This window comes from Methanocalculus sp. (assembly GCF_030651615.1).
Classification (GTDB): Archaea; Halobacteriota; Methanomicrobia; order Methanomicrobiales; family Methanocorpusculaceae; genus Methanocalculus.
On record NZ_JAUSCG010000102.1, the window covers coordinates 1 to 19,817 of the forward strand.

At 50.5% G+C, this 19,817-nt stretch carries 21 protein-coding genes and 1 other RNA gene; 10 read left to right on the forward strand and 12 right to left on the reverse strand.

Features of this window, described 5'->3' with window-relative positions:
* Nucleotides 1-146 precede the first annotated feature (146 nt).
* Entirely contained in the window at nucleotides 147-659 is a 513-nt protein-coding gene (locus Q7V06_RS04245) for a mechanosensitive ion channel family protein (RefSeq protein ID WP_370650809.1), read from the forward strand.
* On the opposite strand, the gene gltA is transcribed toward Q7V06_RS04245, so the two are convergent.
* From gltA to Q7V06_RS04270, 5 genes are read right to left on the reverse strand one after another with little or no spacing between them, the layout of a single operon-like run.
* Nucleotides 660-2,003 (reverse strand): NADPH-dependent glutamate synthase, encoded by a 1,344-nt coding sequence (gene gltA / locus Q7V06_RS04250; RefSeq protein WP_304838578.1) that lies wholly within the window; start codon nucleotides 2,001-2,003, stop codon nucleotides 660-662.
* Nucleotides 2,003-2,845, reverse strand: coding sequence for a sulfide/dihydroorotate dehydrogenase-like FAD/NAD-binding protein (locus tag Q7V06_RS04255; RefSeq protein WP_304838580.1), 843 nt, complete (start codon nucleotides 2,843-2,845; stop codon nucleotides 2,003-2,005). The genes gltA and Q7V06_RS04255 overlap by 1 nt, the downstream gene beginning before the upstream one ends.
* Before the next feature lie 45 nt (nucleotides 2,846-2,890).
* A complete protein-coding gene (gene arcS / locus Q7V06_RS04260) occupies nucleotides 2,891-4,525 on the reverse strand; it encodes an archaeosine synthase subunit alpha (protein ID WP_304838583.1) in 1,635 nt (544 codons plus the stop codon).
* Complete coding sequence (gene tgtA, locus Q7V06_RS04265; protein ID WP_304838586.1) at nucleotides 4,522-5,967, reverse strand: tRNA guanosine(15) transglycosylase TgtA; 1,446 nt, start codon at nucleotides 5,965-5,967, stop codon at nucleotides 4,522-4,524. Before tgtA ends, arcS begins: the two co-directional genes overlap by 4 nt.
* A gap of 2 nt (nucleotides 5,968-5,969) precedes the next feature.
* Nucleotides 5,970-6,527 carry a TIGR00296 family protein gene (locus tag Q7V06_RS04270; RefSeq protein WP_304838588.1) on the reverse strand — a complete coding sequence of 186 codons (558 nt, stop codon included), beginning with the start codon at nucleotides 6,525-6,527 and terminating at the stop codon, nucleotides 5,970-5,972.
* A gap of 119 nt (nucleotides 6,528-6,646) precedes the next feature.
* Between Q7V06_RS04270 and rnpB the strand changes: the two genes are divergently transcribed.
* Together rnpB and Q7V06_RS04280 are read left to right on the forward strand one after the other, a co-directional pair.
* An RNA gene (gene rnpB, locus Q7V06_RS04275) (RNase P RNA component) lies at nucleotides 6,647-6,989 on the forward strand.
* A 48-nt stretch (nucleotides 6,990-7,037) separates the two neighbouring features.
* A complete protein-coding gene (locus Q7V06_RS04280) occupies nucleotides 7,038-7,595 on the forward strand; it encodes a CBS domain-containing protein (protein ID WP_304838591.1) in 558 nt (185 codons plus the stop codon).
* A 1-nt stretch (nucleotide 7,596) separates the two neighbouring features.
* On the opposite strand, the gene tpiA is transcribed toward Q7V06_RS04280, so the two are convergent.
* Together tpiA and Q7V06_RS04290 are read right to left on the reverse strand one after the other, a co-directional pair.
* Nucleotides 7,597-8,265 carry a triose-phosphate isomerase gene (gene tpiA / locus Q7V06_RS04285; protein WP_304838594.1) on the reverse strand — a complete coding sequence of 223 codons (669 nt, stop codon included), beginning with the start codon at nucleotides 8,263-8,265 and terminating at the stop codon, nucleotides 7,597-7,599.
* A 2-nt stretch (nucleotides 8,266-8,267) separates the two neighbouring features.
* A complete protein-coding gene (locus tag Q7V06_RS04290) occupies nucleotides 8,268-8,771 on the reverse strand; it encodes a multiprotein bridging factor aMBF1 (protein WP_304838597.1) in 504 nt (167 codons plus the stop codon).
* A 54-nt stretch (nucleotides 8,772-8,825) separates the two neighbouring features.
* Here Q7V06_RS04290 and Q7V06_RS04295 point away from each other — a divergent pair, with 54 nt between their 5' ends.
* Nucleotides 8,826-10,070: a proteasome-activating nucleotidase gene (locus Q7V06_RS04295; protein ID WP_304838600.1), complete on the forward strand. Its 1,245-nt coding sequence runs from the start codon at nucleotides 8,826-8,828 to the stop codon at nucleotides 10,068-10,070.
* Here Q7V06_RS04295 and Q7V06_RS04300 read toward each other — a convergent pair.
* Entirely contained in the window at nucleotides 10,044-10,460 is a 417-nt protein-coding gene (locus tag Q7V06_RS04300) for a DUF5804 family protein (RefSeq protein WP_304838603.1), read from the reverse strand. The genes Q7V06_RS04295 and Q7V06_RS04300 overlap by 27 nt on opposite strands.
* A gap of 16 nt (nucleotides 10,461-10,476) precedes the next feature.
* Entirely contained in the window at nucleotides 10,477-11,658 is a 1,182-nt protein-coding gene (locus Q7V06_RS04305; RefSeq protein ID WP_304838606.1) for a proteasome-activating nucleotidase, read from the reverse strand.
* 44 nt (nucleotides 11,659-11,702) lie between these two features.
* Here Q7V06_RS04305 and Q7V06_RS04310 point away from each other — a divergent pair, with 44 nt between their 5' ends.
* The 3 genes from Q7V06_RS04310 to Q7V06_RS04320 are packed head-to-tail and all read left to right on the forward strand — an operon-like array spanning nucleotide 11,703 to nucleotide 13,906.
* Complete coding sequence (locus tag Q7V06_RS04310; RefSeq protein WP_304838609.1) at nucleotides 11,703-12,113, forward strand: DUF126 domain-containing protein; 411 nt, start codon at nucleotides 11,703-11,705, stop codon at nucleotides 12,111-12,113.
* Nucleotides 12,114-13,238 carry a TIGR04013 family B12-binding domain/radical SAM domain-containing protein gene (locus Q7V06_RS04315; RefSeq protein ID WP_304838612.1) on the forward strand — a complete coding sequence of 375 codons (1,125 nt, stop codon included), beginning with the start codon at nucleotides 12,114-12,116 and terminating at the stop codon, nucleotides 13,236-13,238. It abuts the gene before it with no gap.
* Nucleotides 13,235-13,906: a metallophosphoesterase gene (locus tag Q7V06_RS04320; protein ID WP_304838615.1), complete on the forward strand. Its 672-nt coding sequence runs from the start codon at nucleotides 13,235-13,237 to the stop codon at nucleotides 13,904-13,906. The genes Q7V06_RS04315 and Q7V06_RS04320 overlap by 4 nt, the downstream gene beginning before the upstream one ends.
* Here Q7V06_RS04320 and cyaB read toward each other — a convergent pair.
* Nucleotides 13,869-14,399 (reverse strand): class IV adenylate cyclase, encoded by a 531-nt coding sequence (gene cyaB / locus Q7V06_RS04325; protein ID WP_304838618.1) that lies wholly within the window; start codon nucleotides 14,397-14,399, stop codon nucleotides 13,869-13,871. The two genes, Q7V06_RS04320 and cyaB, sit on opposite strands and share 38 nt — an antisense overlap.
* 56 nt (nucleotides 14,400-14,455) lie before the next feature.
* Between cyaB and Q7V06_RS04330 the strand changes: the two genes are divergently transcribed.
* Complete coding sequence (locus tag Q7V06_RS04330) at nucleotides 14,456-15,133, forward strand: peptidylprolyl isomerase (RefSeq protein ID WP_304838621.1); 678 nt, start codon at nucleotides 14,456-14,458, stop codon at nucleotides 15,131-15,133.
* A gap of 9 nt (nucleotides 15,134-15,142) precedes the next feature.
* On the opposite strand, the gene Q7V06_RS04335 is transcribed toward Q7V06_RS04330, so the two are convergent.
* Nucleotides 15,143-16,168: an mRNA surveillance protein pelota gene (locus Q7V06_RS04335; RefSeq protein WP_304838624.1), complete on the reverse strand. Its 1,026-nt coding sequence runs from the start codon at nucleotides 16,166-16,168 to the stop codon at nucleotides 15,143-15,145.
* Complete coding sequence (gene rqcH, locus Q7V06_RS04340) at nucleotides 16,165-18,066, reverse strand: ribosome rescue protein RqcH (protein WP_304838627.1); 1,902 nt, start codon at nucleotides 18,064-18,066, stop codon at nucleotides 16,165-16,167. The genes Q7V06_RS04335 and rqcH overlap by 4 nt, the downstream gene beginning before the upstream one ends.
* A gap of 56 nt (nucleotides 18,067-18,122) precedes the next feature.
* On the opposite strand from rqcH, the gene Q7V06_RS04345 reads away from it, so the two are divergent.
* Both Q7V06_RS04345 and Q7V06_RS04350 read left to right on the forward strand, forming a co-directional pair.
* A complete protein-coding gene (locus Q7V06_RS04345) occupies nucleotides 18,123-18,455 on the forward strand; it encodes a hypothetical protein (protein ID WP_304838631.1) in 333 nt (110 codons plus the stop codon).
* A gap of 5 nt (nucleotides 18,456-18,460) precedes the next feature.
* Nucleotides 18,461-19,817: ribosome biogenesis/translation initiation ATPase RLI (locus Q7V06_RS04350; RefSeq protein WP_304838634.1), on the forward strand; the 1,357-nt coding region annotated here is incomplete at its 3' end.

Below are 19,817 nucleotides of genomic sequence, written 5' to 3' on the forward strand. Positions count from 1 at the left end.
GTAGTCCCGACATAGGATTTGCGATAGACAATTGTTGCACATTATGTTTAATATAGAAGAGATCGTATTGGTGTTAGGTACAGGTCTTGCTTATTTAACAGGATGATACTGACATAACCGCAGCGATTGGGTTTGGACTTAAAGATATTGCTGCAAATATCGTAGGCGGTGTTATCATCGCATTTCAGAAACCATATCGGATTGGAGATCGGATCACAATGGGAAGTGATTATGGTGAAGTGACCGACATTGGATTGATGGAGACACAGATTATCACTCCGGATGATAATCTCGTCACCATCCCCAACAACAAGATCTTCACACAGAATGTTGCCTGTGCAAACGCAGGTATGGCCGAGATGATGGTTGTTATTGATATCTACATCGACCATGATGCAGATATCACCCGTGCCATTGAGATATTCAGGGAGGCTGTGACGACCTCCAGATACATCTATATCTCAGATAGATGCTTCTATACAATCCTCACAGAAAATCAGCTCCATTCTGTCAGACTCCGGGCACGGGCATATGTCTGGGATCTCCGTGATGAATTCGAATGTAAAGCTGAGATATCAAAGAGGACAAAAGAAACATTTCAGCGGGAGGGTATCATCCCCCCGCGATTTTATCTTCCGGGAGAGCTCCCGGTTTCGTAATTACTCTTCTGAGAGCATCCGGGTAACAGATTCAGCTGCAACCTTCGCCGCACCCATCGCAAGGATCACGGTTGCCGCACCGGTTGCAACATCGCCTGCTGCAAAGATCTTTGGAATAGTAGTTCTTCCGGATTCATCGACCTTAAGATTCCCCTTCTTCTCACGGATGAGTCCATCAATCATCTGAATGAGGAGAGGATTTGGACTCTGGCCGATGGCTTCGATCACCACATCAGCCGGTATGATCCGCTCACTTCCCGGGATCGGTGTTGCAGCGGGCCGCCCCGAATCATCGAGTTCGCACATATTCATCGAAACGACACAAACGCCGGTGACGGTACCTTCTCCAAGGATTTTGGTTGGATTTGTACAGGTGAGGAATCTGATACCCTCCTCCTCAGCATGGTGAACTTCAATTCTCCGGGCAGGCATATCCTCCCTTCTCCGACGGTAGACGAGGGTTACCTCCGCACCCATCCGACGGGCAACACGCGCTGCATCCATTGCGACGTTTCCACCGCCGATAACAACAACGTTTCCCCCTATCTTCACCGGAGTATCATACTGCGGAAACGCTTCTGCATGCATCAGGTTCACCCGTGTCAGAAACTCATTTGCTGAATAGACACCTATCTGATGCTCACCGGAAATCCCCATAAATGCCGGAAGACCAGCACCGGTTGCAAGGATTATTGCATCATACGAAAGGAGTTCATCGACCGGAAGACTCCGGCCGACGAGATGGTTCGTTTTGATCTCGACACCAAGCCGTTTCACCTCTTCGATCTCAGATCTGACGATCTCTTTTGGGAGACGGAACTCAGGGATACCATAGATGAGGACACCACCAGCGTCATGCAGTGCCTCAAATAGTGTCACTGAAAAACCATTTCTCGCAAGTTCTGCTGCTGCGGTGAGACCTGCCGGACCTGATCCGACGATAGCAATCTTTTCAGATCTCTTCGCTGCAACAGCAGGCACAACAATCCCGTTCTCCCGCTCCCAGTCTGCAAGGAATCGCTCAAGTGCACCTATAGCAATCGGTTTATCTTTGACACCAAGGATACATTCACCTTCACACTGCACTTCCTGAGGGCAGACACGCCCGCAAATTGCAGGAAGCATATTACTCTCCTTGATGATGGCAATAGCAGATCGGAAGTCTTCTCCTTCGATGCACCGGATAAATCCTTTGATATCAATTCCAACAGGACACCCGGAGCTACAAGCCGGTTTCTTGCACTGAAGGCACCGCGTCGCTTCTGCGACAGCCTCCTCAGCGGTGATGCCGGAGTCAACCTCAGAAAAGTCCAAAATCCGTGTTTCAGCAGGACGATCTGACATCAGTGCCTCCCTCCGCACCCGCATCCGCCAGCATGATGGTGATGTTCAACTGATTCTTTCTCCTCTGGATGATAAAACCGCTGCCTGCTCATAAGAAGGTCAAAATCAACCAGATGAGCATCGAATTCAGGGCCGTCCACACAGGCAAATCGTGTCTCCCCATTCACAACAACGCGGCATGATCCGCACATCCCGGTACCGTCGACCATAATGGGATTCAGCGATACAAATGTCTTAATACCAAACGGCTTTGTGGCACCTGAGGTCACTTTCATCATGATAGCAGGCCCAATCACCCAGACTGCATTTGGGGGACGGGTCTCGCAGATCTCCTTTAAGGGACCTGCAGCAAAGCCTTTGATCCCATATGAACCGTCATCTGTTGTGACAATAAGTTCATCACAGACCTCTCGCATCTCGTCTTCAAGGATCAGAAGATCCTTATTCCGTGCTCCGATGATCCCAATCACGGTATTGCCTGACGCCTTCAGTGCCTTAGCAATGATCGGAAGGCATGCGATGCCAACACCGCCGCCAACGAGGACACAACTCCCAAAATGGTGAGTTTCACTCGGCTTCCCAAGGGGCCCCACGACATCGAGGATAGTGTCTCCGGTTTTTAAACCTGCGAGTTTCTTTGTCGTCGTTCCAACCGCCATGAAGATAACGCGGACGAGATCCCCGCGAACTCCGGAAATGGTAAGAGGGATCCGCTCTCCGTCTTCACCGATTCTCAGGACAAGAAACTGCCCGGCCTCTGCATTCTTACTGACATGAGGTGCTTCAATCCACGTTTCAAAGACGTTTTCTGCTAACGATCGTGCTGATGTTACCCGATACACTACAACCACTCCGGAGGGATCTAAATAATCTCTTATATGTTATCGTTACGATCTTTTTATCTTACGCACCTTTACAGCAACACCGCGCGAAGACCGGATCATCTCATCTGCTGACATCATTGCTCTCCCGGTCGCTCGCACCCCGTCTCCAATAACGAAGACCTCGTCACCCTCACGGATCTCAGGATCCGCGCTGAAAACACCCGGTGCAAGGATATCACCCTGAGGAACAAAACCCTCAATTCCGACACGATACCTGTCAGGGATGAGTGCCCATCCCTCAAGCGTCGGTCTGAGGAGACCTGTACCGGGATCGATTGAAAAGAGCTGCTGACGCCCTAAGAGAACCTTCCGCTCAGGTGGTCGGCCTTTGATGATCATACCTTTGGTATTTACCTGCACTCCAAACTGCCACCGAAGCGTTCCGCCGACGATATCAGGAGATCGCTTCCGCTCACCTGCAAGTGCATCATCTAATTGATTCAGAGACTCACGTGAGGTTGGCCTGCCATCTGTACATGTCTCTTCAAGCTCAATACCTGCATTCTTTGCAGCGGTTCTTGCGACATCGAGAGCACCACCTTCAAGATGAGCAATAACACGCCGGTATGGGTGGGTATTCAGATAGGAGGTGAGATACCGTGACAGGATCTCCTTCTCCTCACAATCCCAGTGGCCGGTGACCGGGACATCATAGTGTGCAGCCGGATAGATCAGTTCCAGCTCACGAGGTACTACGCCAAGCGGAGAGGTGACGATCACCTCATGTGCTCTACCAAGAACCGCGTCCATGAACTTTTTATGACTTTGAGAGAAGGAGTACGGTTTCCTTGCAGAACAGGGGAGGAGGACACAGACGTCCCATTTATCCTGGGAGAAGCGGTGAATGACCCGGTCTTCAAACCTCTCAATCTCGACTCTGTTCATAGACTCAGCCGTATATGCTTTGAAGGTGACTGTCCGGGCGATAGGAGCGGAAAGATCCATAAATGCCTTCTTCGAATCGAGGTGTCGGAGGATGGAGACGAGGGATGCGTCAGATCTGCACCTTGACTCGATCAGCTCCCGTAGTTCCCCTCGTTTCAACAGTGCGGTAACAAGCCGGATCTCATGGAGGAGTGCCTGCCGGTTATGCTCTCTGAGGTCTCCCTCAAGACAGCCTGGACAGGAACAGATACCTTCACTCATCCATGAACCGGGGTAGATCCCTTCCGGAGTGCAGAAGAGCCCCTGAGCGGATTTAAGGTCAACTGCGATCGTGTCGAATAAGTCAAATCCGGTAGCGATGAGCATCGCAACATTTGAGGGCAGAGCAGAAGCGGGAGCATACCGTGCAGCATCCGGTGGGAGTGAGCTGATGAACTGCTCCACCCAGTCTGCATAGACCCGGGGATTAGTGAGGGCGGTATGCCAGTTGGATAGAATTACCGCGTCACCTGAGGAGGCCCCTTCGATCACCGCCGGATGAACCGGTATCGGCTGATCGTTTTCCGGTTCAGAATATCTCCTTACAAATTCTTCGTCTGCCTGGAGCGGTATATTCGAAAGAGGCCGTGATGCCAGATCCGGGAATACAGACAAAGGATCGATGACAGCAGGTGTCTCGATGATCATCTCACCCATAGTATATATCGCGTTTCGTGCAAGACCGTCACGACGGCGGACCTCAAACTGTGTCATACGATCACCTGAGCAGAGGGGAACCGTGCACGTATCTTCTCTACAAACTCCGGTGATGCCGAGAAGGTGATCTCGGTATCCGGGTTTGCCATAAGAAGTGCATCAACTCCGTCAAATGCGGAGTTGAGCATCGTATCATCCCATGCGGGCACCTCGGTCTGCCCCATTGGGGCGGTCTCAGAGAGCTCAACTGGCACTGCACCAAATGGAGGACGAAGTTCAAGAATATCATCAAACTCGCCGGGTTGTGGCCCTCCGCAGAGGATGAGAGTACGATCTGTCAGATGTATCCTCTGAATCATCTTACGGAAACGGATAACCTCGGTCCGCTTGCAGGATTCATCTCCTCTGTAGAAGAACCTCCGTTTTGTTGCGCGATCAAAGGGCTCAAGTGCCGGAGCATTCTTAAGAAGCTCGCGGTACCCGTCAAGGAGACGCGGATGGGCGCGGCACCGTTCATCAACAAGTTCCCAGAGTGTACCTTCCTGAATCGACAGCCGTATTCGAGCGATCTCCCCCTGTGTTACCGCAAGATTGTGCAGGGCAAGAAGCCGCTCCTTATCAGGAGATCCCTTCAGCTCTTCAGCGGTATGTGAGCGGCAGACTGCACATGAACAGGGGAGTTCCGAGAGCTCAGCCAGCTTCAGGGTGCCGGCAGTTGTGATATAGCGGCCTTCCCGTGCATAGAGCGCATAGGCAGCAGAGTCAAAGATATCACACCCCATCGCAACTGCAAGTGCAAACATTGAGGGGTGACCGGCACCGAAGAGGTGAACACAGGCAGATGATGATAATCCCCGCTTTGCCGAGAGGACCGAGCCGACAAGCTCCTTATACCGATAGTTCTCAAGGAGCGGAACCACCGCACCGATTGGGCAGAAAGAGAAGCCTAGATCGCTTATTTCACGACCTGCCCGCTCCCTCAGATCAGGGTGGAGACCACCCTGGACCGGCCCCGCGATCGGTGCTTCGTCTCCAAAGATCTCTTTCGCTTCACGAAGGCGGTTCATCGTGATCTCAAGTTCGGATTCAACAACTTCACGGGGGGCATCAGGATGGGTCGGCAGATCGAGGGGGACCCAGATATCACTGCCGATATCCCGTTGAAACGAGAGTGTCGTCTCATTTGTGGTATCAACCGATCCATAGATCGAGAGTTGAAACGATCCTGAGTCGGTCATGATCAGACCGTCAAAACCAAGCACCTTATGCAGACCCTGTGAGAGTGCCGCATCACGGAAATCGGCACTCTTTGAGAAGATATAGGCATTCGTGATCAGCCCTTCGATCCCCATTGCTGCCATCTCTCCTGGAGCAACGATCTGGATATGCGGGTTAACAACCGGAAGGAGAGCTGGTGTTCGGATCCGTTTATCACCGACGGTAAGTCTTCCAACCCTTCCGGCGATATCTTTGTGCATCACTTCAAACTGTATTGACATAGTTATTCGGAGAAGATCTGGCCCTCAAATATGAGGACGGAAATAGTTTCATCCCGCCAGCATCCCGGCGGGAGACCGGCTTTTCTGCATGTCTGATCGAGGAACTCAATGGGATTCCATTGGCACTCGAATGCAACCTGTGGGAGGAGGAGACCTGATCTCCCTCTCCCTCTGATGATAAGGCCATGGCGGCCGACGATCAGATGCTTATGCCTCTCTTCAGGAGATCCCTTGATCTCTTCGGGGATGGAAAGGACTGTCATTTCCATATCGATGGAAGGGAGCTCAGGAGGTCTGACCGGAAGAAATCTCGGGTCATGAAGCGCTGCTGAAGTTGCCGCTTCTATGATCGCATCTTTTAACGACATCACCGGAAGAGGAAGACCGATACACCCCCTGAGTTCACCATCCCGTTTCAGGGTGACAAAGACACCTCGTTTCTCTGAAAAGACTGGTGGAAGAGAGGGGGGTTGGATCTGATCATTCTGCACCACCGCTCTGATGACATCTCTGGCAAGGGTAAGCCCCTGTTTGCCATCTTCCTGAGAAAGAAGCCTCATGTGTACTATATCTATCACAGGAGAAGAAGATGGTATCTCCAAATGTACGAGGTTTAAAGAAGATATACATCATATGCTTATTACTGTACATACGGTCTTCGGCTGAAAAGTACAGTGATGAGAGAGAGAGAGCGGCTGACGGTGACCATGTATGGTTGCTGAGGAAAGTCCCCCCACCTTTTGGGCGCGCAGCCCCATGCAAGTGGGGATGGCGAGAGTCATGGCAATGGCACAGAAACGACACGTCCTGCCGCCAGCAATGAAACGATTGAGCACCATCAGACAATGGTGGTGCAAGTACTGGTTAACAGGAACTCGTTGAGCGTATCGGCAGGGATCGATGGAACGGTGAATCCCTGCGGGTGCAAGCCAAACAGGGCAGATGGGACGCCCAGATCCCGCCCGGGTACGGCGCTTAGCTGAATGCCGCTACGAACAGAAGGGGGCTTACTCCTCCCACTCATCAATTGGAATGGTAGCCTTTTTTCATATATAACCAATAGTAATAATATGCACATTCCTGCCCCGGAAGAGATCCGATCTGCTCGGAGACGAATTGGAATGACGCAGGCCGAACTTGCCAAAAGAGCCGGTATCAGCCAGTCAATGATTGCCCGGATTGAACGGGGATCAGTTGACCCTCGTGTCAGTACATTGCGACTTATAATCGATGTTCTTACGACAGCAGAACTTCCAGTCATCATTGCAGCGAACCTGATGCATGCTCCTGTTGAGAGTGTTTCACCTGATGATTCGATCCTTTCAGCTGTGGAGAAGATGGACAAAATGGCATTCTCCCAGCTCCCCGTACTCAAAGAAGGGGTGCCGGTGGGTTGTATCTCAGAAGCGGCTATTCTCTCGGCTATCGGAGAACAACGCAATCAAAAGGGGTATCACCCAAAAGTCAGGGATTACATGGAAGCGAGTTTCCCAACGGTTCCCCCGGAGATCGAGATCGAGACGGTGGTGGGGATTCTCGAACAGCACCATGCCGTTCTGGTCATGAAAGAAGGGCGGGTCGAAGGGGTCATAACAAAGCATGACCTCATTTCCCTCATCATCGGGTAATCTATAGCTTTGATACCAGATCCCGGAGCACAGCCTCCGGATCTTCTGCCTTCACAACACTTGATGCCAGCAACACCCCGGCACACCCGAGATCAACTGCGATTTTGACGCATTCACCAGACTGGATACCGGCACCCGCAAGCACTTTTACCGAACCATTCAGGTGCAGGGCTGCCTTCACCGATCCGGCGATGATCTCCGGATCGGCTTTTGCAACAGAGATACCTGATCCGATCAGTTCAGGCGGCTCGATAGCAACATAATCTGGTCCAAGTGCCGCCCCGGCAGCAGTGGTTGCGACATTGTTTGTGCAGATAACAGAGAGCAGATCTTCTGTCCTTGCGGCACGAAGAGACGCTTCAATCTCAGCGAGTGTCAGGCGCCTTTCAGAGTGATTAATGAGAGTTCCGGCAACTCCCTCCATCTTCATCATAAATGCAGGTATATGGCCGGTATGTGCCCCTGCTCCGATGCCATCAATATGCTGGGCAAAGACAGGTATCGTATAGTGTTTTGCCATCTTTCGAAGCTCGGTATAGGTGGGAGCTATACCGATGGTAATACCGGTATCTTCCATAACCGACTGTGCAGCCCTGGCAATCCGATCAGCACCATACCCGACTCCTTCCCTGTATGTCTTGAAGTTGATGAGAATGAAAGGAGAGGACATGATCACTTCCTCTTCACCAGGATGACATCTCCAAGTGTTGTCTCTGTCTTTCCTGCCTTCGTCAGATCATCCTGATTGCCATCAGATTCGACCAGACTTATTTCAAGTGCAGCTTCAATCTTCTTTCTGACAGAGTCTTCCGGGATCAGGTCGCCGTTCTCGATCTTTCTTATGAGATGTTCCTTCTCTTTCAATTCAAGGGCAAGATCCTTCATTGTCATCCCTTTTGCAAGACGCGCCTCACGAATCCTGTCAGCATAGTCTTCAACGATATCATCTCCTATGAAATCGAAGACATCGCGCTTTCTTCGGACTGGTGGCGCGGCCGTACGGACTCCGGATCCCGTCCGTCCAGAAACTGTTCTCGGCCCGGACTGGACCACAACCTCCGTACCAAGTCGTGCGCACCGGTCGCACACCTTCATCGGTGTTGATCCCTCAATTCGTACGGTCTTTGATAGCCCTTTGATGAGCTGTCCACAAGCTTCGCATTGTTCAGATTGCATAATTATCCCAAACAACTTTATAACTTTTTTTCCTATATATGTATTTGAAGAGTTATGGCAGACAAATCTCGCACACCTGAGAATCCCCAGGCATCGGAGGATACATATAGGGTGATACTTGAACGGCTATCAGAGCTTGAAAGCCGAAACCAGGAGTTGCGAGAAGAACTTCGCCAGTCAAAGACCGATAAACAGTACCTTGAGACCCAGAAAGTTCGCTATGAGCGTGAAGTGAGAAAGCTTCGATCCGAGATCGAACAGATGCGAAGTCCACCGCTCATCGTAGGAACCATAATCGATGTAATTGACAGCAGCCGAGTCGTCGTCAGGAGCAGCGCTGGTCCGAAGTTCCTTGTACGAACCTCCCAATTCATCAATGTCGACGAACTGAAACCGGGGGTCCGATGCACAATGAACCAACAGACCCTTGCGATAGTCGAGGTTCTTCCATCGAGTTACGACGCACAGGTATACGGCATGGAAATGGAAACCCGCCCGACTGAGACGTATAAGGATATCGGGGGACTCTCCCAACAGATCATAGAACTGCGGGAATCGATTGAACTTCCACTGAAAAAACCTCATCTCTTCGAAAAGGTAGGTATCTTCCCACCAAAAGGGATACTCCTTCACGGACCGCCAGGAACCGGAAAGACACTTCTCGCACGCGCAGTTGCTCATGAGACAGAGGCAACATTTCTCAGAGTCGTTGGGTCAGAGCTTGTTCAGAAGTATATCGGGGAAGGGGCGCGCCTCGTCCGCGAGCTTTTTGAAAGTGCGAAGAAGAATGCCCCATCAATCATTTTCATCGATGAGATTGACGCAATTGGGGCTTCCAGAGGTCAGGAAACCTCATCCGGAGACCGTGAGGTCCATAGAACCTTAATGCAACTCCTTGCAGGAATGGATGGGTTTGAACGCCGTGGGGATGTGAAGATCATCGGCGCCACAAACAGGATAGATATCCTTGACATGGCACTCCTCCGACCAGGCAGATTTGATCGGATCATTGAGATTCCGCTCCCTGATATCGAAGGGAGGTTGTCGATTCTGAAGATCCACACAAAAAGAATCACCCTTGCAGATGATGTCAACCTCCTTGAAATTGCATCTGTCACCACCGGGAAGAATGGTGCTGATCTCTCTGCCATCTGCATGGAGGCGGGGATGTTTGCCATACGCGAAGAGCGATCAGCAGTAACTCAGAGTGACTTTTTAAAAGCAAAACAGAAGGTCTTCTCTGACTTTGAAAGAAACAGGGTTGCTTCATCATCAGGCATCGGAACAATGTTCGCCTGATATAATTCCTTTCGTATCTCCTTCTTCTTCCAAGCAGAGTACTGATCGGTTATTGATTGCATCATCAAAACCAACGGCGCATGTATAGTGATAGCACCAATCTTCTCCGGGATAGGGGAGATGCCGATCATAAATCTCATGAGCCAGTTTATGAGAGATCAGTATGCCGTCTCGTGTCTGAAAGAGGAGATCTGTCGTATACCTCCGGATATACCAGCGAAGCTCAGATGTCAGAGAGAGACCGGAACCAAGAGTTGCTACCGGAACCTCAACGCCTCCACCTGCCCGGCGATGAGGAGCATAAAAGCGGAGGATTAATCTGCTGGTCTCAGACTGTAAAAAAGTACGGTAGAGGTCAATTCCGGGTTTTGGAATAAATATGACCATCATAACCGTAGATAAAGTCTTACAGATACATCCGGCTATCCGGCTCAGGTTTTTCATGCCGGACTTTTCGAAGAGCGGTTGTAAAGTGGTTCTGATCAACTGAATCGGCACTCTCACGAACTGCTATCATCCCGGCCTCTCGGCAGATTGCCTCAAGCTCTGCTCCAGTCGCTCCGTCTGTTCCTGTTGCAATCTCATTCAGATCAACAGTGGAGAGGGCGAGGTTTTTTGCATGGATCTTCAGGATCTCTAAACGTGACTTGACATCAGGATAGGGGATCTCGATCATGCGGTCAAACCTGCCTGGTCGGAGGAGGGCAGGGTCAAGCATATCAGGGCGGTTTGTTGCTGCCATGATCCTGATCTCACCACGGTTGTCAAATCCGTCCATCTCGGCAAGAAGCTGCATGAGAGTTCGCTGGACCTCGGCTGAACCAGAGGTGCCATCATGGGTTCTGGTACTTCCGACAGCATCGATCTCGTCGATGAAGACGATTGAAGGTGCCTTCTCTCGTGCTAACTGGAAGAGTTCACGAACAAGCTGGGCACCCTCTCCAATGAACTTATGTACAAGCTCACTTCCTGACATCCTGATGAATGTGGCGTTTGCATTATGTGCTATAGCTTTCGCGATAAGGGTTTTACCGGTTCCGGGAGGGCCATAGAGGAGGATCCCCTTTGGCGGCTCAACACCAAGGCGTCTGAATACCTCAGGACGGGTGAGCGGGTACTCAACAGCTTCTCTGACCTCCTCGATCTCGTTTGTCAGACCGCCTATCTGATCGAAGGTCTGTGAGGGGGAGGTATCCAGCTCCATCACCCGGACACGCGAGTCAAATGTTGTTCCAACGACTTTAACGATAGAGAGCGCATTGTTGACGGCCACCTTTGATCCGGTCTTCAGAAGAGGATAGATATCATCACCTGCATGGGTGATATATTCCTGATTATTCCCCTGCTGACGAAGGTATACCTCACCATGTGCCATCTTCTCGATGACGACCGCAACAAAGAGCGGGAGACGTTTTAACTGAGCATTCTCCCGTTTTAACTGGGCATTCTCCTCCCGGAGTTTCACCACATCTCTCTGTTGGGCCTCAACCAACTCGCGGAGCTCGATCATCGATTCATAAAGCTCTTTGAGCTGCTGGGACTGGATTGTTGAATCACTTCCGGCGTTTTTGATGAGGGTTTCGTCCATGTCTATAATATACTATATCCTCTCACCACTTATTAGGTAGTATTGTGATAATCAAAGGAAGATCCATCGCCAAAGGAAAGGCTAGCGGAGAATTGATCATATCGGAAGCACCGATATCATTCCTCTCAGGTGTCGATCCGAATAATGGTATAGTCATAGAAAAAGGTCACCCACTTGAAGGGATCTGTATCAGAGATATGGTCCTTGCATTCCCCTATGGAAAAGGCTCAACAGTCGGATCGTATGTCATATATGCGCTCAAAAAGAATGGTTTTGCTCCTGCTGCCCTTATTAACACCGAAGCGGAAGCGATCATTGCCGTCGGGGCGATCATCTCAGGGATTCCAATGATCGACAGGCTGGAAGAGGGTTTCTCCTCTCTGAAGGATGGCACATATGTGACCATCGATGGTGATGCCGGAGAACTCATCTGTGAAGAGCCGGTAGATCGATAAATGAAGGTTGTCTGGCGGGATATCAAAGCGGCGCGGAATAGTTATGCGGTTCTGTATGCCGCATGCAGACAGGCAGGATATACACTCATCTCTTCGGACCATCCGAAAGGCGAGGTCACCTGTTATAGTGTAAACAGCATCAATGAACCTCACTATCGATCCGAGATCAGAGATGCAGAAGGGATTACTATCGTAGGCGGACCACACGCCTCTGCCTCCCCTCTTGAGGTTGCAGAGTATGCCGACTATGTAATCATCGGGGAAGGAGAGAAGACTCTCCCAAGGCTTCTTGACGCGATTATGACAGGATCAACTGCGCCGGTTCCGGGTGTTGCAACAAAGGACGGGATCACACAACCTGATCATACCGTTCTCCTTGACGCGTACCCCTGCTTCCTTGAAATAAAGGGATTTCTTGAGATCTCACGCGGATGCCCGCATGCCTGTGCATACTGCCAGACACCACGGATCTTTGGACATCGGATGCGACACCGGAGCATTGATGCAATTGCAGCATCAGCAGCACGTGTCTCTGACGCACGTTTTGTCACTCCAAATGCTCTTGCCTATGGATCAGACGGAAGAACTCCAAGACTTGATCGTGTCGAGAGATTATTTCAGCGCCTTGCAGAGAATCGGATCTGGTTTGGCACCTTCCCATCTGAGGTCCGACCAGAATGGATATCGGATGAGGCGCTTGAACTAATCCGTTGCTATACCGCAGGCAGGAAGATCCATTTCGGTGCGCAATCCGGGAGTGATACGATCCTTTCCAGGATTAATCGCGGTCATACGAGAGGAGATGCACTCAATGCACTGGATCTCTGTAGATCCCATGGATTTACCCCGATCGTCGACATCATCGTCGGATTCCCCGGAGAGACAGGAGAAGACCTTGAGATGACGATGGATCTTGTTCGATCGATCATCCGGTATGGGAAGGTGCATGTCCATTATTTTATGCCTCTTCCTGGCACCCCTCTTGCCAAGGCAGAACCAACACCCCTCCCGCAGGATATCGAAAGGCTCTTTGGATCGCTTGCCCTCTCCGGCCGACTCACCGGATACTGGATAGAACCAAGACGAAGGTTTTTGAATCTATCAGGAGATAATGAAGTGATATGATGAATGCATTGCTCTTAGCCGATCTCCACGGCACGTACGACCATATCGATGCACTCCTCGCCACAACTGATCCGGACTGCCTCTTTATAGCCGGAGATATCACCCAATTTGGACCTGTAGAAGATATCTCAGCATTTATTGAGAGACTTGACCTTCCGGTACTGGCGGTTCCCGGTAACTGTGATCCCCGTGAATCCCTCTCCTGCCTTGACAATTCAGGGGCGGTGTGCCTGCATGGTTCATCGATCACCTTTGGAAAGACGACCATCTCAGGTATAGGAGGATCAAACCCGACTCCTTTCAATACCGCATTTGAGTGTTCGGAAGAGGAGATCGAAAAGATCATGGATGATATGATCCAGAAGATGGAGAGGAACCAGACGAACATACTAATCTCACATTCACCACCATTTGGCCTCCTCGACGAAGTGGCACCGGATGTTCATGTCGGATCAACAAGCATCAGAAAGCACCTGAAAGCCTTTGATATCGTCTGTTGTGCGCATATTCATGAACAGAGAGGGATTCTGAAGGAGGGGGATACATGGGTTGTCAATCCCGGCCCGGCTTCTGAGGGATACGGGGCACTCATTCGTATCGGAGATGAGAGTGGTGAGATAAGGATTGATCTCATCTCTGTTTCAGAAGAAGAAGTTCAAGATAACTGAGGGTGAGCCTCTCTCCCTCAATTCCATACTCTTCTGCTATCCTCTCGATCTCTCTCTCCGCCTCCTGCTGTGAGAGTTCACCAGCTGCTTCGATCTCGGCAAACGTACCAAGCCCTTCCACCTGATCAAGGGTTACTGTCGCCCTTCCAACACGGTATGATTCACGAAACTTTTGAACTGCTGCAGTCTTTTTAAAACCAATCTTCTCAAGGATCGCATCCATCGTCTCTATGGATTCGACCCGAATATTCAACTCCTCACGCGCTTTATATGAACCTGAGCCGATCTTCGCTCCCTTATACGTAAGGAGGGCGCAATCATCTGCCCTTCTGAGGCGGAGAGCCTCATCAGTTTTAGAAAAATCTCTCATCGGGCTGTTATAGTACGCATCATATTCAGTACCTTCACAAAGGAGAGATGCACCTTTTGCGAGGATACGATCCCGGATTGGTCGTAGATCTGCAACTTTAACTTTTATCTCGATCTCAAGCATTGGAAACCACTTCTTTAAGTATTATTCAGGACGAGTTATTAAGACAAGGTATCGTTATGGCAATCGAGAATGGAGTTTTTATTCGGCTCTCCTATACAGGATCCATCGAAGGCATCGCTTTTGACACAACAAGCGAAGAGATCGCAAAAGAATCAGGTATGTTCAATGAATCTGCCCGGTATGGCCCGATGGTCATCCGTGTCGGCAGCACCCACGTCATACCCGGCCTCGACGAGGCTCTTGTAGGGGCAGAGATCGGCGCTGAACAGACCGTTACCGTCCTCCCTGAGAAGGGTTTTGGACCCCATGACAAGGAACAGGTGAAGGTATACCCACTGAAGGCATTTGAGAAGAAGCCGACAGTCGGGATGAGGATCACCATTGAGAAGAAAGAAGGTGTTGTCGTCGATATCATCGGTCAGCGGGCGCTTGTGGACTTCAATCACCCGCTCGCAGGCAAGACGCTTGAGTATACCTTCACTGTAGAAGAGATCGTCGAAGATGACGAAGAGAAGATGACAGGATTGATCCGCCTCTTCTCAGGTCGCGATATGGAGCTCGAACTCACAGATGAGTCTGTAACGCTCCATCTCCCACCCGGCATCAACTATGACCAGCGGTGGTTCCTCTGGCGCGGAACAATCATTCAGGAATTATTCACAATCCGTGAGTCCATCCAAAAGATCGTCTTCATGGAGACATTCAAGCGACCAGAGAAGCCACAGGAAGCCTGAAACGCGGTTTCACCCTATTTTATATCTGAGGAGGGCGGCGATACCGCCGAGCCCCTCTATTCTTTTTCCAGGTTCAAATTCTGTCGAGAGGACGAGAACCTTTGTATTCATTGATTCGGCTTCCTCCATTAATGCTGAGATCTGAGGATTTCTAAGGGCACTATCTGCAACGATCAGCTCCTCGGCAGCACCAAAGGAGATGGCGCGTCCCACCTCATCGGCTCCATAGGCAACAGGATCATCCCGTCCGATCCGCTTGAAGATTTCATCAGCCGCTTTAACTTCAAAAGAGAGCTGAAGATCCTCTGCCACCCGTTCAAGCACACCATCCCCTATCGCCTGCTGGATTGCACCATACCCGCTCCTCTGTGTATCAACAACGAGAACGCGTTTAAAAAGGTCGATATTGTTGTTTTTGAGATAGTATGCAAACTCCTCTTTGATGAAACCGGGTCCCGCGATGACGATTGGACCTGTAACCTGAGTAAGAAATGTGAGAAGTGACTCAAAGAGTGCATGGCGGGAGTTCTCCCCCCGCGTCTTTCCACTACCACCGGTCATGGTAGTGATCCTCTCAGGCCCATACTGACGAACCCGACAGATCTCCGCCTCCCCCTCCTCTAATGCGATGATATGTATCGCATCATAGAGCGATGCCTTCACTGCTCTCTCGATCCGGTCAAGATCTGTCCTTCTCCATCTCCGGATGACCGAGATCTCATATCCGGTCTCAAGGTTCAGGCTGTGATGAAGACCGGTGTCTGGTCCGTCACGAATAATTCCGGATACGCGGAGCCTCCGTGATTCAGGTACAAATTCAACCCTGTCAACATCTATCCCAAGCCGTACCGGCCGCTTCTCCAGTTTATCCGGCCGGATCTTATCTGAGGCTGCTTCGACAGACCGGAGCGTCGTTGCATAAACGAGATCCATCGGCTCAATCATATGAGAAAGGTGCCAGAGGTCATCAATTGATTCCGGAAGGAGTTTGATCTCACCGGTATTTCGCTTCAGATCGCAGAAGGTTGCTTTCATGACTCCTCGACGATGTCTGATCCCCCTGCAGGTATAAAAGCGGCGACAGATTCGGTCGATAAGACGCTTTTAAGGACTTTTGCATCGTTTGAAGAGAACCTGTCACGGAGGCTTCTGACCGCCTTTCGGGCAATATCGTTCGGCTCAAATGTACCCGGAGTGAGCCGGATCATGTGTTTCGCCCTCTTTGAGATCGCAGAAACCGGTCCTCCGATGACAGCGAGTGTCGGCTCGGTAACTGCCCCAATCGCAACACCAAGGGGAACATGTCTGAAATATTCTCTCTCCCCCCTGATCACAAATGCACCTTTTGCAACAAACTCCCCGGATTCCGGAGTCTTGCTCACCTGGTCAGGCCTCGCAGAATAGACATCACCTGCCGCGTATCCGCTCTTCCAGAGATTTGAGTATGATGCTGCAAACTGCACCACCTCATCCATCCGTTCAGTCGTTCCCTTCACGATGACGACACTCCCTCCATGGACATCGGCATGGACGAAGGTGTCTCCCCCTTCCATGTACTTTTTGACAAGCTCCTCGTTCTGGTTTGCATCTCTTCCTCCGATGACGAGGACACCGTCACTCGTATCAAACCAGCGGAATCTGTGGAACCACTTCGGTTTTGGCCTCTTTCTAACGGTTGTCCGCTCTTTCTGCTTAGGTGTGGGGCGGTTCATTGCACGGATGGCACCCTCCCGCTTTGATCGGAACTTCTTCATCAGATCATAATAGACGCCGACGTTCCCCTCGACATTCTTTTGAATAGAGATCGTCACCTTCATGCCGATATCGACGACAACCGATGCATCAGCAGGGTTTACAGAGAGGATCATCGCTGCTGTAGGGTGGTCTGCACCTTTTAAGACCTTTGTAATCTCCTGCCATGACATCTTCTGAGAAGCGGCATCAAGGGTTGTGATCAACTGCCGGATGTCAGTGTACCGTTCATAGATCAGCTCAGCTGCACGCTCGGAATCAGCAATCTTTGCCTCAAAAGTCTTGATTGCCGCCTCCTGCTGACGGCGGATACGCTCTTCCCGTGAGAAGACCTCCTTCTTTCCTTTCTTCTCCTCATGAAAGGTGGGAAGCGGATAGTAACTGGCAAGCGCTTCAGAGAAAGTCGTGTGTGTTGATTTTGGAGTCGATCCGGTGAGTGGAAATGGCCAGCACCCCTTTGCATCGATCACCGGTTCATTCTGTGACCTGGCATCCGCAATGATACTCTCGTATGCGGTATAGAGTTGTGATATGATCCGATCGTCGAGATACTGTGTTGGAAACTCCTTCTCAACACCGGCACGGATGCAGAGCTCCTCTGCCATCGCTCCGCCAAACATCAGATCAACTGCTATTGATCTGACGAGATCTCGGTTTGAGGATCTGAGAATCCCTGAGAAGGCTTCCGGGGAGAGGGTGCTAAGATCCACTCCTCCCATATCATAGACCTCTCCCGATACGATCTCGCGTTCCCTGAAATGCCGTTTCTTGAGGGCGTTCTGTATCCCGAACCCGCCGTCCGTAAGGATAAGATTCCCTTCGTCGAAGAGTTCGATTGCCAGATTAAGAGTACCACTCCCTTTCCCGATCTCAAGGATGATCACCCGTTCAATGCCTTTCTGGGAGATAGAGAGGACTTTTCCTCCATCAAGGAATTTCCGGAGATACATCGAGTACCCTGATGGATTTTTAGGAGCCGGAGGGAGTTCCAAAACACGATGGGCACGCCTGCCGATCTCAATAAAGAATAGGTGGCGCGCCTTATCTTCGCCATTGAGACGGAAACCAAAAGTTGTATTATTATACTGATATATTTTTCCAATCCAGAGAGGAAGAAGACTCTTCAGCTCCGCTGTTAATGCGGCAAGATCAAGTCCGCTCATCCCCTTTGTAGTCGCCATGATAATACCAAGATACATAAGATGCGAAGACTAAAAAATACTCCACTGGTGTGAAGATGAGTAGCGACCCAACAGAGAAACGTATGCAGAAGAAGGAGCAGCATATCAATCGGGTGAAAAGGACACTTATAGCCTGTATTATGGGGCTTGTAACAGGTATCCTTTCATTTATACTTGGAGGGGTGCCGGATGCATCAGGTGTACAACCAAATACCCTTCTGACAATCCTCCTTCTCCTTGCCGGTATCGTCTTTCAGAAGCATATCTTTACGATCATCGGTATCGATATCACTGAGCTTGGCAAGAAAGACTGGTTTTATCAGGGCTTTATGACTTTTGCCCTCTGGTTCATCACCTGGACAATTCTCCTGACCACAAGTATATTCTGATAATCATGCGTCTTGCAGTCGTTCATCGGGATCGTTGCCACTCGAAGAAGTGTGGGAAAGAATGTATCATCTACTGTCCGCGCGTCAGGACAGGCGATGAGACGGTTATCATCAATGATGATGACAAGGCAGAGATCTCTGAAGAACTCTGTGTCGGGTGTGGGATCTGCATTAAGAAGTGTCCGTTTGGGGCGATCGATATCATTACCCTGCCGGTCGAACTTGACTGCCCCACTCACAGATATGGAAAGAACGGGTTTGCACTCTATGGTCTTCCAATCCCTGTTGAAGGGAAGGTATCGGGTATCCTCGGTGCAAATGGTATCGGAAAGAGCACGTCTGTCGCTATCCTCTCAGGTCAGCTCAGACCGAATCTCGGTGAGGAAGAAGAGGATGCAGATACCTGGGACCGGATCCTCAGGCAGTATGCCGGGACCGAGCTCTTTGATTATATCAAGGCAGTTGCCGAGAAGGGAGTAAAGGTTGCCGTCAAGCCCCAGTATATAGACGGTATACCGAAGTTCTTCAAAGGAAAAGTCGAGGATCTCCTGAGAAAGACCGATGAGACCGGCCGACTGGATCACTACATTCAGGAGCTGGGGTTATCAGGTCTCCTCTCAAAGAATATCGATGCCCTCTCAGGAGGAGAACTTCAGCGAGTCGCTTTCACCGCATGCCTCTCGCGCGAAGCTGACTTCTACTTCCTTGACGAGATCACACCTTTCCTCGATATCTATCAGAGAATGGCAACAGCACGGCTTATCCGTGAGCTTGCCGCAATCCGTCCGATCATGATCGTCGAGCATGATCTGGCTATCCTCGATCTCCTCGCAGATACCGTTCATATTGCCTATGGAAAACCCGCAGTCTTTGGGATCATCACGAGGCCAAAAGGCGTCCGCGTAGGTATCAACCAGTATCTTGAAGGATACCTCCATGAGGAGAACGTTCGATTCCGTGACCATCAGGTGGTATTTGAGACGAGATCTCATGTGAAGACGGTTGATCGTGAGAGACTTCTGAAGATCCCTTCGATGAGAAAGAGTTACCCCGGCTTCACGCTCTCGATTGAAGGAGGCGAGATCAGAAAAGGGGAGGTACTTGGAGTTGTCGGTGCAAATGGTATCGGAAAGAGTACGTTTGCAAAACTCCTGGCTGGTGCAGAAGAGCCTGATGCCGGATCAGGAGCTATACAGAAGACACTTAAGGTGTCATACAAGCCCCAGTACATAAAAGCGGGATCAGATGCAACAGTCGAAGAACTCCTCCGATCTGTTACAAAAAGGTTTGACACCTCATATTATGAACATGAGATCCTTGAACCGCTTGTGCTCGAACCAATTCTTCAGTCTCCGGCTGATA

Bases quoted from the DNA above. Each gene is read 5' to 3' on its own strand.
- gltA (WP_304838578.1), bottom strand. From the start codon at position 2,003: ATGTCAGATCGTCCTGCTGAAACACGGATTTTGGACTTTTCTGAGGTT.
- arcS (WP_304838583.1), bottom strand. From the start codon at position 4,525: ATGACACAGTTTGAGGTCCGCCGTCGTGACGGTCTTGCACGAAACGCG.
- tgtA (WP_304838586.1), bottom strand. From the start codon at position 5,967: ATGTCAATACAGTTTGAAGTGATGCACAAAGATATCGCCGGAAGGGTT.
- Q7V06_RS04270 (WP_304838588.1), bottom strand. From the start codon at position 6,527: ATGAGGCTTCTTTCTCAGGAAGATGGCAAACAGGGGCTTACCCTTGCC.
- Q7V06_RS04280 (WP_304838591.1), top strand. From the start codon at position 7,038: ATGCACATTCCTGCCCCGGAAGAGATCCGATCTGCTCGGAGACGAATT.
- tpiA (WP_304838594.1), bottom strand. From the start codon at position 8,265: ATGTCCTCTCCTTTCATTCTCATCAACTTCAAGACATACAGGGAAGGA.
- Q7V06_RS04290 (WP_304838597.1), bottom strand. From the start codon at position 8,771: ATGCAATCTGAACAATGCGAAGCTTGTGGACAGCTCATCAAAGGGCTA.
- Q7V06_RS04295 (WP_304838600.1), top strand. From the start codon at position 8,826: ATGGCAGACAAATCTCGCACACCTGAGAATCCCCAGGCATCGGAGGAT.
- Q7V06_RS04300 (WP_304838603.1), bottom strand. From the start codon at position 10,460: ATGATGGTCATATTTATTCCAAAACCCGGAATTGACCTCTACCGTACT.
- Q7V06_RS04305 (WP_304838606.1), bottom strand. From the start codon at position 11,658: ATGGACGAAACCCTCATCAAAAACGCCGGAAGTGATTCAACAATCCAG.
- Q7V06_RS04315 (WP_304838612.1), top strand. From the start codon at position 12,114: ATGAAGGTTGTCTGGCGGGATATCAAAGCGGCGCGGAATAGTTATGCG.
- Q7V06_RS04320 (WP_304838615.1), top strand. From the start codon at position 13,235: ATGATGAATGCATTGCTCTTAGCCGATCTCCACGGCACGTACGACCAT.
- cyaB (WP_304838618.1), bottom strand. From the start codon at position 14,399: ATGCTTGAGATCGAGATAAAAGTTAAAGTTGCAGATCTACGACCAATC.
- Q7V06_RS04330 (WP_304838621.1), top strand. From the start codon at position 14,456: ATGGCAATCGAGAATGGAGTTTTTATTCGGCTCTCCTATACAGGATCC.
- Q7V06_RS04335 (WP_304838624.1), bottom strand. From the start codon at position 16,168: ATGAAAGCAACCTTCTGCGATCTGAAGCGAAATACCGGTGAGATCAAA.
- rqcH (WP_304838627.1), bottom strand. From the start codon at position 18,066: ATGGCGACTACAAAGGGGATGAGCGGACTTGATCTTGCCGCATTAACA.
- Q7V06_RS04345 (WP_304838631.1), top strand. From the start codon at position 18,123: ATGAGTAGCGACCCAACAGAGAAACGTATGCAGAAGAAGGAGCAGCAT.